The 13,660-nt window shown below is 72.2% G+C and carries 10 protein-coding genes, 1 rRNA gene and 1 pseudogene; 7 read left to right on the forward strand and 5 right to left on the reverse strand.

Annotated elements, in window-relative coordinates; translation table 11 throughout:
• Positions 1-87, forward strand: a 5S ribosomal RNA gene (gene rrf, locus AB0I76_RS10770); the annotation flags it as partial.
• Positions 88-181: 94 nt separating this feature from the next.
• Here the strand turns inward: rrf and AB0I76_RS10775 are convergent.
• Positions 182-865, reverse strand: a complete 684-nt coding sequence (locus AB0I76_RS10775) for a hypothetical protein (protein WP_357033070.1) — start codon at positions 863-865, stop codon at positions 182-184.
• 69 nt (positions 866-934) lie between these two features.
• On the opposite strand from AB0I76_RS10775, the gene AB0I76_RS10780 reads away from it, so the two are divergent.
• The 3 genes from AB0I76_RS10780 to AB0I76_RS10790 are packed head-to-tail and all read left to right on the forward strand — an operon-like array spanning position 935 to position 5,300.
• Positions 935-3,553, forward strand: a complete 2,619-nt coding sequence (locus tag AB0I76_RS10780) for a valine--tRNA ligase (protein WP_357033072.1) — start codon at positions 935-937, stop codon at positions 3,551-3,553.
• Positions 3,550-4,884: a folylpolyglutamate synthase/dihydrofolate synthase family protein gene (locus tag AB0I76_RS10785; protein ID WP_357033074.1), complete on the forward strand. Its 1,335-nt coding sequence runs from the start codon at positions 3,550-3,552 to the stop codon at positions 4,882-4,884. Before AB0I76_RS10780 ends, AB0I76_RS10785 begins: the two co-directional genes overlap by 4 nt.
• On the forward strand, positions 4,881-5,300 hold the full coding sequence (locus AB0I76_RS10790) for a DUF4233 domain-containing protein (RefSeq protein ID WP_357033077.1): 420 nt from the start codon (positions 4,881-4,883) through the stop codon (positions 5,298-5,300). Before AB0I76_RS10785 ends, AB0I76_RS10790 begins: the two co-directional genes overlap by 4 nt.
• A 52-nt stretch (positions 5,301-5,352) precedes the next feature.
• Here AB0I76_RS10790 and AB0I76_RS10795 read toward each other — a convergent pair whose 3' ends face one another.
• A complete protein-coding gene (locus AB0I76_RS10795; protein WP_357033080.1) occupies positions 5,353-6,885 on the reverse strand; it encodes a VOC family protein in 1,533 nt (510 codons plus the stop codon).
• Positions 6,886-7,026: 141 nt separating this feature from the next.
• Between AB0I76_RS10795 and ndk the strand changes: the two genes are divergently transcribed.
• Complete coding sequence (ndk, locus tag AB0I76_RS10800) at positions 7,027-7,452, forward strand: nucleoside-diphosphate kinase (RefSeq protein WP_357033083.1); 426 nt, start codon at positions 7,027-7,029, stop codon at positions 7,450-7,452.
• A 57-nt stretch (positions 7,453-7,509) separates the two neighbouring features.
• On the opposite strand, the gene AB0I76_RS10805 is transcribed toward ndk, so the two are convergent.
• The gene (locus AB0I76_RS10805) at positions 7,510-7,950 is read right to left on the reverse strand and encodes a carboxymuconolactone decarboxylase family protein (protein ID WP_357033086.1); all 441 of its coding nucleotides are present in this window, start codon (positions 7,948-7,950) and stop codon (positions 7,510-7,512) included.
• A gap of 284 nt (positions 7,951-8,234) precedes the next feature.
• Positions 8,235-8,747: a hypothetical protein gene (locus AB0I76_RS10810; protein WP_357033089.1), complete on the reverse strand. Its 513-nt coding sequence runs from the start codon at positions 8,745-8,747 to the stop codon at positions 8,235-8,237.
• 296 nt (positions 8,748-9,043) lie between these two features.
• On the opposite strand from AB0I76_RS10810, the gene ileS reads away from it, so the two are divergent.
• Positions 9,044-12,190, forward strand: a complete 3,147-nt coding sequence (gene ileS, locus AB0I76_RS10815; protein ID WP_357033092.1) for an isoleucine--tRNA ligase — start codon at positions 9,044-9,046, stop codon at positions 12,188-12,190.
• Between the two features lie 90 nt (positions 12,191-12,280).
• Complete coding sequence (locus AB0I76_RS10820; protein ID WP_357033095.1) at positions 12,281-12,979, forward strand: lysophospholipid acyltransferase family protein; 699 nt, start codon at positions 12,281-12,283, stop codon at positions 12,977-12,979.
• 37 nt (positions 12,980-13,016) lie between these two features.
• Here the strand turns inward: AB0I76_RS10820 and AB0I76_RS10825 are convergent.
• A pseudogene (locus tag AB0I76_RS10825) lies at positions 13,017-13,598 on the reverse strand (hypothetical protein); the annotation flags it as partial.
• Between the last annotated feature and the right edge of the window lie 62 nt (positions 13,599-13,660).

Genomic DNA, 13,660 nt, shown 5'->3' on the forward strand with positions numbered 1-13,660 from the left:
GGTCACATTCCGAACCCGGAAGCTAAGCCCTCCAGCGCCGATGGTACTGCACCCGGGAGGGTGTGGGAGAGTAGGACACCGCCGGACAATCTTCCCGTTCAGGGCCACCCAATTCTGGGTGGCCCTGAACGCGTTTCCACCCTTTCCGCAGGGCGCCAGCGGCGACGTACACCCGGAGCCGTTAGGGACGGGACTGCATCTGCTCGCGCATGGTCCTCAGCAGGCCGCCGGCCTCGTCGACCGAGCGGCCGGGGAACATGGCCATCACGACGCTGCCGTGGTCGGCCCAGCCACAGACGGCGAAGTCGCCGCCCTCGCCGCTGGTCGTGCCGCACTTCATCACGCCACCCAGCTCGCCGGCGGGAACCTCGCGCAGGGCGGTGACCCGGCCCGTCTCGTCCGCCATCAGGCCGAAGAGACTGTCCAGGTCCCGCTCCGGCTGCCACAGCAGGGTCGTGCCACCGAAGACGAGCACCGACCGGCGCGCGTCGGCCGGATCGCGGTAGACGGTGCCGAAGCTGCGGTCCAGGTCGATGTCGGCGGCGAAGCCGCTGCGCAGGTAGTCGGCGGTGCTGCGGGCCCGGTCGCTGTCGTCCCGGGTCAGTCCCGCGGCGCGCTCCGGCTGGGCGATCTCCGCGTCCTTCTGCTGAGCCACCCGCCACCCGGCGGCGCCGATCGTGCCCGCGCCGACGATGCCCACCAACGCGGCCGTCGCCCAGGCCACCCGACGACGTCGTGACCGGCTCGGCCGTTCGTCCTCCGCCGCTCCGGGGTTCCGGTTGCTCAGCCGGATCGGCTCGTCGGTCAGGTCGATCGGATCCTGGTCGTCGTCGACCGGGCGCTCGGTGAGATGTGCGTCGGACATAGCCGACACCGTACGCGAATGGCAGGTGGCGCACGTCGGGTCCCGGGAAGCCCTCCGTAGACTTTCAGGGTGACCGAGAGACTGGATGCCCGACGCCCCGACGCCCCGACCCTTGCCGGCCAGTACCAGCCCGGCGAGGTAGAGCAGCGACGGTACGAGCAGTGGGCAGCCGACGGTCGCTTCCGGGCGTCGGCGGACACCGACAAGCCCCCGTTCACCATCGTCATCCCGCCGCCGAACGTCACCGGCTCGCTGCACATGGGCCACGCGCTCGACCACACCGTCCAGGACGCCCTCGTGCGGCGTAAGCGGATGCAGGGCTACGAGGCGCTGTGGCTGCCCGGCATGGACCACGCCGGTATCGCCACCCAGAACGTCGTGGAGCGGCAGCTCGCCGGCCAGGGCCTGTCCCGGCACGACCTCGGCCGGGAGAAGTTCGTCGAGCGGGTCTGGCAGTGGAAGGCCGAGTCCGGCGGCGCGATCCTCGGCCAGATGCGGCGCCTGGGCGACTCCGTCGACTGGGAGCGGGAGCGCTTCACGATGGACGAGGGCCTGTCCCGGGCCGTCCAGACCATGTTCAAGAAGCTCTACGACGACGGGCTGATCTACCGGGCGAACCGGATCATCAACTGGTGCCCGCGCTGCCTGACGGCACTGTCGGACATCGAGGTCGAGCACACCGACGACGAGGGCGAGCTCGTCTCGATCCGCTACAGCGACGACGTCGTGGTCGCCACCACCCGGGCCGAGACGATGCTCGGCGACACCGCCGTGGCGGTGCACCCCGACGACGAGCGGTACAAGCACCTCATCGGCACCGAGGTCGAGGTGCCGCTGACCGGGCGGCGCATCCCGATCGTGGGCGACGAGCACGTCGACCCCACGTTCGGCACCGGCATGGTCAAGGTGACCCCGGCGCACGACCCGAACGACTTCGAGATCGGCCAGCGACACGAGCTGCCCTCGCTCACCGTCATGGACGAGCGCGGTGTGATCACCGCGCACGGTCCGTTCCAGGGCCTGGACCGGTTCGAGGCCCGCCCGGCGATCGTCGCCGCGCTGCGGGAGCAGGGCCGGGTCGTGGCCGAGAAGCGGCCGTACGTGCACGCGGTCGGGCACTGCTCGCGCTGCCGGACCACCGTGGAGCCGCGGCTGTCGCTCCAGTGGTTCGTGAACACCACCCCCCTGGCGAAGGCCGCCGGTGACGCGGTGCGCGACGGCCGGGTCGCGATCGAGCCGGCGGAGCTTGCCAAGCGCTACTTCGCCTGGGTCGACAACATGCACGACTGGTGCATCTCGCGTCAGCTGTGGTGGGGCCACCGCATCCCGGTGTGGTACGGCCCGGCCGGCGAGATCGTCTGCGTCGGCCCCGACGAGCAGCCGCCGACCGGTGAGGGCTGGCACCAGGACGAGGACGTCCTCGACACCTGGTTCTCCAGCGGCCTGTGGCCGTTCTCCACCCTCGGCTGGCCGGAGCGCACGCCGGAACTGGCGACGTTCTACCCGACCAGCGTGCTGGTGACCGGCTACGACATCCTCTTCTTCTGGGTCGCCCGGATGATGATGTTCGGCCTGTACGCGATGGACGGGCAGCCGCCGTTCGACGTGGTCGCCCTGCACGGGATGGTCCGCGACGAGCACGGCAAGAAGATGTCCAAGTCGTTCGGCAACGTCGTCGACCCGCTGGACTGGATCGACCGCTTCGGCGCCGACGCGACCCGGTTCACGCTGGCCCGGGGCGCCAACCCCGGCGGGGACGTGCCGGTCAGCGAGGAGTGGTGCCAGGGCTCCCGCAACTTCTGCAACAAGCTCTGGAACGCCACCCGGTTCGCGCTGCTGAACGGCGCGCACACCGAGGGGGAATTGCCGGCCGCCGACCAGCTGTCGACCGTCGACCGGTGGATCCTGTCCCGGCTGGCGCACGTCACCGCCGAGGTGGACGAGCAGTTCGAGGCGTACGAGTTCGCGAAGGTCTGCGACCTGCTCTACCACTTCGCGTGGGACGACGTCTGTGACTGGTACGTGGAGCTGAGCAAGCCGGTGCTCGCCGAGGGCGGCCCCGCCGCCGACGCCACCCGCCGGGTGCTCGGTCACGTGCTGGACCAGCTGCTGCGGCTGCTGCACCCGGTCATCCCGTTCGTCACCGAGGAGCTGTGGATCGCCCTCACCGGCGGCGAGACGGTCATGACGGCTGCCTGGCCGGTCGTCGACCGTACGCTCGTCGACGACGCCGCGGAGGCTGAGGTGGGCACCGTGCAGCGGGTCGTCACCGAGATCCGCCGGTTCCGCTCCGACCAGGGGCTGCGGCCCACGCAGCGGGTGTCCGCCCGGCTGGGCGGGCTGACCGGCGCGGGGATCGGCGCGCACGAACCGCTGATCCGGTCGCTGGTCCGGCTGGACGCGGCCGGGGACGACTTCCAGGCCAGCGCCACTCTCGCCGTCGCCGGTGACGTCACCGTCGCCCTGGACACCCGGGGCTCGATCGACGTGGCCGCCGAGCGCGCCCGCCTCACCAAGGACCGCGCGGCGGCCGAGAAGGAGGCCGCGCAAGCCCGGGCGAAGCTCGACAACCCGGCCTTCGTCGGCAAGGCACCGGAGCCGGTGGTCGCCAAGATCCGGGACCGGCTCGCCACCGCCGAGGCCGACCTCGCCCGCATCGACGCCGCTCTGGAGGCGCTTCCCTCGTGACCGACCGCACCGATTTCGCCGCCGTCGAGGCCGAGCTGGCCGGCCGGGGGTTCACCCGCATGGTCTTCGAGCTGGACCGGATCGAGTCCCTGCTCGACCTGCTGGGCAGCCCGCAGCGGGCGTACCCGTCGATCCACCTGACCGGCACCAACGGCAAGACCTCCACCGCCCGGATGATCGACTCGCTGCTGCGGGCCTTCGGGCTGCACACGGGTCGCTACACCAGCCCGCACCTGGAGACCGTCCGGGAGCGGATCAGCCTGGACGGCGAGCCGGTGGGCGAGGAGCGGTTCACCGCCACGTACCGGGAGGTCGCGCCGCTGGCCGCACTGGTGGACGAGCGGTCCGCCGAGCCGCTGACGTACTTCGACATGACCACGGCGCTGGCGTTCGCGACGTTCGCCGACGCGCCGGTCGACGTGGCCGTGGTCGAGGTGGGGCTCGGCGGCGCCGAGGACGCCACCAACGTCATCCAGGCCGGGGTGGCGGTGCTGACCCCGATCGGCCTGGACCACACCGAGTTCCTGGGCGACACCCTCCAGGACATCGCGCTGGCGAAGTCGGGGATCATCCACAAGGGTGCCACCGTCATCTCCGCCGCACAGGACGACGAGGCGGCCCGGCCGATCCTGGAACGCTGTGCCGAGGTGGGTGCCACCATCGCCCGGGAGGGCTCCGAGTTCGGGGTCATGCGCCGCGCGGTCGCCGTCGGCGGGCAGGTACTCACCCTCCAGGGGCTCGGCGGGGTGTACGAGGAGATCTTCGTACCGCTGCACGGCGCGCACCAGGCGCAGAACGCGGCGGTGGCCCTCGCTGCGGTGGAGGCGTTCCTCGGGGCCGGCACGAAGCGGCAGCTCGACGTGGAGACGGTGCGGGAGGGCTTCGCCGCGGCCAGCTCGCCGGGCCGGCTGGAGAAGGTCCGGACCGCACCGACGATCCTGCTCGACGGGGCGCACAACCCGCACGGTATGGCCGCGACGGTCGCCGCCCTGCAGGAGGAGTTCGCGTTCAGCAAGCTCGTCGCGGTGGTGGGGGTGCTCGCCGACAAGGACGCGCCCAGCCTTCTGGAACTGCTGGAACCCGTGGTCGACCAGATCGTGGTCACCCGGAACAGCTCACCCCGCGCGATGCCGATCGGGGAGCTGGCGGACCTCGCCGCCGAGGTGTTCGGGCCCGAGCGGGTCGAGGTGGCCGAGGAGATGCCGGACGCCATCGAGGCGGCGGTCGCCCTGGCCGAGGAGGACGTTCCCGGTGAGCTGTCCGGGGTCGGCGTCATCGTCACCGGGTCGGTGGTGACCGTGGCCGACGCCCGCCGGCTGCTGAAGAAATGACCGGTCCGGAGCGGGAGCCGGCGGACGGCACCGAGCGTACGAGCGGACCCGACGCCGGTACGCCGGGCGGGCCGCAGCGGCGGTCCGGTCTGCGCGACCCCGAGCGGGCGGTACGCGGGCTGGGCGCCGGCACGCTGGTGCTGGAGGCGCTGGTGCTGCTGCTCGCGATCCAGCCGATCCGGGTGCTCGGCGGTGACCTGAGCGGCGCCGCCGTCGGCGTGGTCGTGGCCCTGGCGGTGGCGGCGGTGCTGCTGGCCGGGACGATGCGGCGGCCGTGGGTCTGGAACGCCGGCACCGTGCTGCAGGGCCTGCTCCTGCTGGCCGGCCTGCTGCACTGGTCGCTGTTCGCCCTGGGCGTCATCTTCGCTCTGGTGTGGGCGTACGCCCTGCACGTGCGCCGGGTGATCCTGGGCTGAACCGTTCGCGCCGCCGGACCCGAGCGGCTCCGGCGGCGCGAACGGGCGCTCGTCAGGCGTCGGCGCGCTCGCGCCACTGGGTGAGGGCGATGCCGTGGCCGTCCGGGTCGCGGAAGGCCGCCGCCCAGACCTCCAGCTTCGTGCCCCGGTTCACCACCCGGGGGGCGTACGTGAAGCGGACGCCCGAGCCGCGCAGCCGGCCGTACGCGGCCTCGATGTCGTCCACCTCGAGGTTGACGTGCACCAGCCGCCGGCTCACCGGGACCGCCTCGGTGACCTCACGCAGCACCAGCCGGGTCGCTCCGGAGGCGAGGACGGCGTTGCCGGCGCCCCGGTCCACCTCGGTGAAGCCCAGGTCCCGGTAGAAGCTCAGCGAGCGGGTCAGGTCGGTGACGAGCAGCGTCACGCCGACACCCGCGATCGGTGGGTCCGGCTCACCGGCGCCCTCCGGGTCGGCGCCCGCACCGGGCTGCCGCCCGAAGATCGCCTCGTCCAGGTCCTCCGCGCCGACTCCGCTCTCCGGCGCCTCGTCGCGCGCCGTCGCGGGATCGTCCAGCGGCAGGTCCAGCGGGTCGAGCGGGTCGAACGGGTCGAGCGGGTCGAGCGGGTCGAGCGGCTCCGACGGTGCCGGCACGCGGAGGCGGCGTTCGGCGGTCGGTGCCGCGCTCGGCGTCGCGTCGATCGTCTCCACGGGCACGGTGGGGTCGAACGGGCCGTCCGATGTCGGGCTGTCGAACGGGTCACCCGGCGGCGTGTCGTACCGGTCGGTCGCCGGCCCGAACGGGTCCGCCGGGCCTTCGTACGGGTCCGCCGGGCCCGAGGGCGCGAAGCCGGCGGTGGGCGGGTCGAACTGCTCCTCGGCGGGGGACCGGGGCGTCGGCGTGGCCCGGCGCGGCAACGTGCCCCCACCGCCCGGCTCGACGAGCGTGCCCTCCAGCACCACCGGTTCGCCGGGGCGCTGGTGCAGCACCACCGGCTCGCGCTCCTCGGGCGGGGCTCCCAGGTCGTCCAGGGGGTCCGGAGCCAGCGGGTCGCGGAAGTCGTCGTCCGGCGCCCGGCCCGCCCACGGCGGCGCCTCCTGCGCGATGAGCACCTCCTCGACCGGCTCCGCGCCCGTGTACTCCGGGGGGAGGTCGGCGACGCCGGCGGCGGTCTCCGCGTGGGTGGGCACCTCGTCCCAGAGGACCCGCACGTGGCGCTGGTCGTCGAGGGCCACCCGGATCGGCAGGGCCTGGCCCAGCGACGGCCACTTGGCGACCGGCACCCGGGGCTCGATGATCTTCTTCGACCGGGGCGGCAGCCCGGGTGCGTCGATCACCAGTTGCAGCTCGCAGCGGCCGAAGGCGTACTGGGTGGGTGGCTCGGAGGCGCTGTGCACGTGGCCCTCGCCGACCACCCACGTGCGACCGCCCCCGCGCACCGTGGCCAGCGCGATCGACAGCACCAGCAACGCGACACCGAGCGCGACGATGGCCCAGCTCGGCATGCCGAGGCCGAAAAGGATCATGAAAACGGCCACGGTGCCCAGGACCGCGCCGATCAGCTTGCGTACCGGTGCGATGGGTCGGCTCCCGCCATTCGCCACAGTGGACCTCCCGGGGTCAGGGCCAGGCTAGGCCGGATCGGCGGCCGGGGGAAGGACCGGCCGCCGCGCCGGCGCCGGGACCGGGTCGCTAGGCTGACCGTACCCAGATCGACCGGCTTCCGCGCACAGGAGGAACCCAGCGTGTCCAGCACCAGCCCGGCCGAGCGCACGCTCGTACTGATCAAGCCCGACGCGGTCCGTCGCGGGCTGGTCGGCGAGATCATCTCCCGCTTCGAGCGCAAGGGGCTGCGGATCGACGCGATGGAGACGCGGACGCTGGACGGCGACTTCGCCGACCAGCACTACGCCGAGCACGTGGACAAGCCGTTCTACCCGCCGCTGAAGGAGTTCATGACCGGTGGGCCGCTGGTCGCCCTGGTGCTCTCCGGCGACCAGGTGATCGAGGTGGTCCGGGGCATGATCGGCAGCACCGACGGCCGCAAGGCCGCAGCCGGCACCGTCCGGGGTGACCTCTCCCTGTCCAACCGGGAGAACCTGGTGCACGCCTCCGACTCCACCGACAGCGCCAAGCGCGAGATCGGGCTCTGGTTCCCCGCGCTGGGCTGAGCAGACACGACACGGCCGGTACGCGGAACCCGCGTGCCGGCCGTCGTCGTTCCCGCGTCAGACCTCCAGGGGCGGCTGGGTCCGCGTGGTGACCGCGATCCGGTTCCACACGTTGATCGTGGCGATTGCCATCACCAGGTCCGCGAGTTCCTTCTCGGACCACACCTTCGCCGCCGCGTCCCAGACGTCGTCGGTCACGCCGTGCTCGCCGAGCCGGGTGACCGCGTCGGTGAGCGCCAGCGCCGTGCGCTCGCGCTCGTCGAAGAACGGCGCCTCCCGCCAGGCGGCCACGGCGAAGAGCCGGCGGCTGGACTCGCCCGCGCCCAGCGCGTCCCGGCTGTGCATGTCCACGCAGAACGAGCAGCCGTTCAGCATCGACGCCCGCAGCTTCACGAGTTCCAGCACCGTGTGGTCGACGTTCGTCCGGACGTACTTCTCCAACCCCAGCACCGCCTGGTACGCCTCCGGCGCCACCTCGGCCGCGTTGACCCTCTGCATATCGACCTCTCTTTCGTGTCGGACACCGATCCGACGGGGAGGGAGAAGCCGACGTGACGCCTCGGCGCTGTGACGGTGGTCATGGGGGCCGGTACGGTGCCGTGGCGGGAACGGGCCGGACAGCTCCCCGTGTCGACTCGGTCGACGCTGCGGACCGTTCCCGCCCGCCGTGTCCCGACTGACCCGGGCCGACGCGAGGCGGCCACCGGGCGGCGCCGGTGCTACGCGGAACACGCTAGGCACGGGCGGCCGGTGTCGCCATGGATTCGGGAACGGCCGAATGCTCAGGAGATGGCGTGGACGGGCTCGTCGGAAAGCAGGCCCAGCAGGGCGACACCCGCGGGCTTCAACCCGTACAGCACCCGGCGGCCGACCCGGCGGCGGTGCGCCACCCGGGCGGCGAGCAGCGCCGACAGATGCTCGGAGACGGTGGTGTACGGGCGCAGCCACTCCGGGCCACCGTCCGGCCAGTGCCGGCGCACGTGGTCCGCGATCAGCTCCTCCGGGGTCTCCCGCAGCGCGGTGAGTTCCTCGACCAGGCTCGGCGCGGCGGTGGGCGGGATGGGGCTGAGGAAGTCCGGCAGGTCCGCCCCGGCGTCGAGGTAGACCCGGATCGGCGCCGAGGCCGGCAGCCTGGCAAGCACCCGCCGGGCCTGGCGGGCCCACTCGGTGTACGGCCACGGCAGCTCGTCCGGGTTGCGGTGCAGCATCCAGAAGCCGGTCTGCAGCTCCCAGAGAGCGCTGACCGCGAGTCGGGTACGGGCCACGGTCGCGTCATCCGAATGGATCCGGATCACTCCGGGAAGGGTACCGGGCCGAAAGTCGGCGGCGGGTCGTCAAGCCGGTCGAGTATCCTGGATCGCACAGGCGTCGACCCGGCCATCACCGGTGAGCCTCCGGAAGAAAGGGCGTCCGCGCCCGAGTAGAACCGGACGGGTCCGGCCCGTCACAGCCGGCCAACGAGCGGGCGGTCGCACCTTGACCGCCAAGCGGGGTGGTACCGCGGGCCCGGCCCGGCGCGCCGTCGAGGCGTACCGGTCAAGGCTCGTCCTCGCAGACCACGACAGTGAGCTGCTGAGGAGAGCGACCCCCGATGGCCTATCCGTTGCACGACCCGACCGCCGCCGGTGTCCCGGCGAGCCCGGACCTGCCCGCGGTCGAGCGCCGGGTCCTGGAGCACTGGACGGCCGACAAGACCTTCGAGGCCTCCGTCGAGGCCCGCGAGGCCGGCCGGAACGGCGAGAACGAGTACGTCTTCTACGACGGCCCGCCGTTCGCCAACGGCCTGCCGCACTACGGCCACCTGTTCACCGGGTACGTCAAGGACGTGGTGCCGCGCTACCAGACGATGCGCGGCCGGCACGTCGAGCGGCGGTTCGGCTGGGACTGCCACGGCCTGCCCGCCGAGGTGGTGGCCGAGAAGCAGCTCGGCATCACCAGCAAGGCGGAGATCCTCGACCTCGGCGTGGCCCGGTTCAACGAGGCCTGCCGCGCCTCGGTGCTGGAGTTCACCCAGGACTGGGAGCGGTACGTCACCCGCCAGGCCCGGTGGGTCGACTTCGCCAACGACTACAAGACTCTCGACCTGGACTACATGGAAAGCGTCATGTGGGCCTTCAAGACCCTGCACGACAAGGGCCTGGTCTACGAGGGCTTCCGGGTGCTCGCGTACTGCTGGCGGTGCGAGACGCCGCTGTCGAACACCGAGACCCGGATGGACGACGTCTACCGGGACCGGCACGACCCGACGTTGACCGTGTGGTTCGGGCTGACCGCCGACGAGTCCGCCCCGGAGCCGGTGCGCGGGCCGGTCAAGCTCGGCGTCTGGACGACCACGCCGTGGACGCTGCCGTCGAACCTGGCGCTCGCCGTCGGCCCGGACATCGAGTACGCGGTGCTGGAACGCGAGGGCCAGCGGTACGTGGTCGGCGCGGCGCGGCTGGCCGCGTACGCCAAGGAGCTGGAGGGCTACGAGCTCCTCGGCACCGTGTACGGCCGCGACCTGGCCGGACGCCGCTACACGCCGCTGTTCGACTTCCTCGTCGAGCAGGCCGGCGAGAACGCCTACCAGGTGCTCGGCGCGGACTTCGTGACCACCGAGGACGGCACCGGGATCGTCCACCTCGCCCCGGCGTTCGGCGAGGACGACCAGAACGTCTGCAACGCCGCCGGCATCCCGACGATCGTCACCGTGGACGACCACACGCGGTTCACCGCGCTGGTGCCGCCGTACCAGGGTGAGCAGGTCTTCGACGTCAACAAGCCGGTGATCCGGGAGCTGAAGGATCGGGGGGTGGTGCTCAAGCAGGACACCTACACCCACTCGTACCCGCACTGCTGGCGCTGCGACACCCCGCTGGTCTACAAGGCGGTGTCGTCGTGGTTCGTCGCGGTGACGCAGTTCAAGGACCGGATGGTCGAGCTGAACCAGCAGATCAACTGGACGCCCGGCCACATCAAGGACGGCTCGTTCGGCAAGTGGCTGGCCAACGCCCGCGACTGGTCGATCAGCCGGAACCGGTTCTGGGGCTCGCCGATCCCGGTGTGGAAGTCCGACGACCCGACGTACCCGCGCGTCGACGTGTACGGTTCGCTGGCCGACATCGAGCGGGACTTCGGCGTACGCCTGACCGACCTGCACCGGCCGGCGGTGGACGACCTGGTCCGGCCCAACCCGGACGACCCCACCGGGCGCTCGATGATGCGCCGGGTGCCGGAGGTGCTGGACTGCTGGTTCGAGTCGGGCTCGATGCCGTTCGCCCAGGTGCACTACCCGTTCGAGAACGCCGACTGGTTCGAGCACCACTACCCGGGTGACTTCATCGTCGAGTACATCGGACAGACCCGCGGCTGGTTCTACACGATGCACGTGCTGGCCACCGCGCTGTTCGACCGGCCGGCGTTCCGCAACTGCCTCAGCCACGGCATCCTGCTCGGCTCCGACGGGCGCAAGATGTCCAAGAGCCTGCGCAACTACCCGGACGTGTACCACGTGTTCGACGCGTACGGCTCCGACGCGATGCGCTGGATGCTGATGTCCTCGCCGGTGCTGCGGGGCGGGGACATGGCCGTCACCGAGGCGGGCATCCGGGACGCCGTCCGGCAGGTGCTGCTGCCGCTGTGGAACGTCTGGTACTTCTTCTCGCTCTACGCCAACGCCGACTCCTACACCGCCCGCCGTCGTACCGACTCCACGCACCTGCTCGACCGGTACGTGCTGGCCAAGACGCGGGAACTGGTGGAGACGGTCGGCGCGCAGATGGACGCGTACGACATCTCCGGCGCCTGCGCCACCGTCCGGTCCTACCTGGACGCGCTGACCAACTGGTACGTGCGCCGCTCGCGGGACCGGTTCTGGTCCGGCGACGCCGACGCCTTCGACACCCTGTCGACGGTGTTGGAGACGCTCTGCCGGGTGGTGGCACCGCTGGCGCCGCTGACGGCGGAGGAGATCTGGCGTGGCCTGACCGGCGAGCGGTCGGTGCACCTGACCGACTGGCCGTCCGCCGAGGAGTTCCCGGCCGACCACGACCTGGTCGCGGCCATGGACGCCACCCGCGAGGTCTGCTCGGCGGCGCTGTCGCTGCGCAAGGCGAAGGGCCTGCGGGTGCGGCTGCCCCTGTCGAGGCTCACCGTGGCGTCGCCGGTGGCGGCGCAGCTCCGGCCGTTCGGCGACCTGGTCGCCGACGAGGTGAACGTCAAGTCGGTGGAGTTCACCGACGAGGTGGCCAGCTACTGCCAGCAGGTGCTGACCGTGGTGCCCCGGGCGCTCGGCCCGCGGGTCGGCAAGGCGGTGCAGCAGGTCATCAAGGCGGTCAAGGCGGGGGAGTGGGAGCTTCACGACGGCGCCCCGGTCGCCGCCGGGGTGACGCTCGCCGAGGGTGAGTACGAGCTGCGCCTGGTCGCGGCGGACGCCGAGCACTCCGCCCCGCTGCCCGGCGGGGAGGGCGTTGTCGTGCTGGACACCGAGGTCACCCCGGAGCTGGCCGCCGAGGGGCTGGCCCGGGACGTCGTCCGGGTGGTGCAGCAGGCCCGCCGGGACGCCGACCTGGACGTGTCGGACCGGATCGTGGTGCTGGTCGGCGCCTCCGAGGAGGTCCGGGCCGCGGTTGCCGGCTTCCTCGACTTCGTCGCCCGGGAGGTGCTCGCCGACTCGGTGGACTTCGCCGACGAGGTGGAGGGCTTCACCGGCGAGGTCGGCGAGGGCGACCGCGTGACGGTCTCCGTCCGCCGCCGCTAGGGGTGGACCGCCCGCCACCTCGGTCGGGGTGGCGGGCGGTCGTCCGCTACGGTGACACCGCCTGTTCAGCACACATCTGCCGGAGGACCAGTGCCGCTGCTCTACACCATCGGCAAGCTCACCGTGGCGCCCGCGCTGCGGTTGGCGTTCCGACCGACCGTGGAGGGGTTGGAGCACATCCCGGAGACCGGCGGCGCGATCTTCGCCGGCAACCACCTGTCGGTCGCCGACGAGCTGTTCCTCGGCACCGTGGTTCCCCGGCACCTGGCCTTCTGGGCGAAGTCGGACTACTACAAGGGCGCCGGGGTGAAGGGCGCGTTCCAGCGGTTCGTGTTCAACGGCCTCGGCGCCATCCCGGTCGAGCGCGCCGGCGGGCGGGCGGCGCTGTCCGCGTTCGACGCGGCGATCCCCGCGCTCAAGGGGGGTGACCTGGTCGCCATCTATCCGGAGGGGACCCGCTCGCCCGACGGGCGGCTCTACCGCGGGCGCACCGGTGCCGCCCGGCTGGCCCTCGCCGCGGGTGTGCCGGTCATTCCCGTCGGCATGATCGGCACCGACAAGGCCCAGCCGATCGGCGCCCGCTTCCCCCGGCCCGGCACCGCCAAGATCACCATTCGGTTCGGCAAGCCCCTGGACTTCACCGGCCGCTCCGACGACCGCACCTCACTGCGGGAGATGACCGACGAGCTGATGGGCGAGATCCAGAAGCTCACCGGTCAGGAGTACGTCCCGCGCTACGCGCCGCCGCGTGCCCACCCGCCGCTGGCCGGCGAGCCCGGGGCGGTCTGACCCGGTCGGCGCCGCCACATCCTTCGCCGATGGGCGTTCAGCTCTGCTGTGGTGTGACGATCTGGGTCCGGAGCTCGTCGAGCAGGGCCGCGCTGTCGTCCAGCGAGAGCCGGGTGAAGACCGCGGTGGCGATGCTGCCGTGGTCGACCGAGGTGCAGACCACCACGTCGGCGCCGTCGGACCGGCCCACCGCGCAGCGCTCGTGCCGGCCGCGTACGTCGGTGTCGATCACCTGCGCGTCGCCCAGCGCGTACTCCTCGCGCAGCCGGCTGATCTCGGCCTCCGCGTCCGACTCGGGGGCGAACCGGAAACCGGTGCCGCCGAAGACGGTCACCCGCTTGCCGGTCGGGGTGGTGTAGACGCCGGCGAAGGTGTCCTCGGCGAGCCAGTGCGCCGCGCGTACCTGCGCCTCCAGCTCCTTGGCGGTCTGCGTGCTGCGGCTGTCCTCGCGCAGCCGCAGGTCGGACACCTGTGCCGGCAGCGCGGCCGTCGCCGGGTACTGGGTCGCCATCGGCACGCCGAACCAGGCCGGGCAGCCGCAGCAGCACGCCAGGGTGAGCAGTAGCAGCCAGGGCCAGCGGCGGCGCCGGCGCACGGGCACCGGGACGTACCCCTTGGGGGCCTGCAGTCGATACGCCGCCGCGTGTGAGAGGCTTGGAGAGTCGCACGGTTGATCGAAGG

Source organism: Micromonospora sp. NPDC049799 (assembly GCF_040656655.1).
GTDB lineage: Bacteria > Actinomycetota > Actinomycetes > Mycobacteriales > Micromonosporaceae > Micromonospora.

What these genes read in the sequence shown, in the direction of transcription:
- AB0I76_RS10775 (WP_357033070.1), bottom strand. Translation starts at nt 865, where the DNA reads ATGTCCGACGCACATCTCACCGAGCGCCCGGTCGACGACGACCAGGAT.
- AB0I76_RS10790 (WP_357033077.1), top strand. Translation starts at nt 4,881, where the DNA reads ATGACCGGTCCGGAGCGGGAGCCGGCGGACGGCACCGAGCGTACGAGC.
- AB0I76_RS10805 (WP_357033086.1), bottom strand. Translation starts at nt 7,950, where the DNA reads ATGCAGAGGGTCAACGCGGCCGAGGTGGCGCCGGAGGCGTACCAGGCG.
- ileS (WP_357033092.1), top strand. Translation starts at nt 9,044, where the DNA reads ATGGCCTATCCGTTGCACGACCCGACCGCCGCCGGTGTCCCGGCGAGC.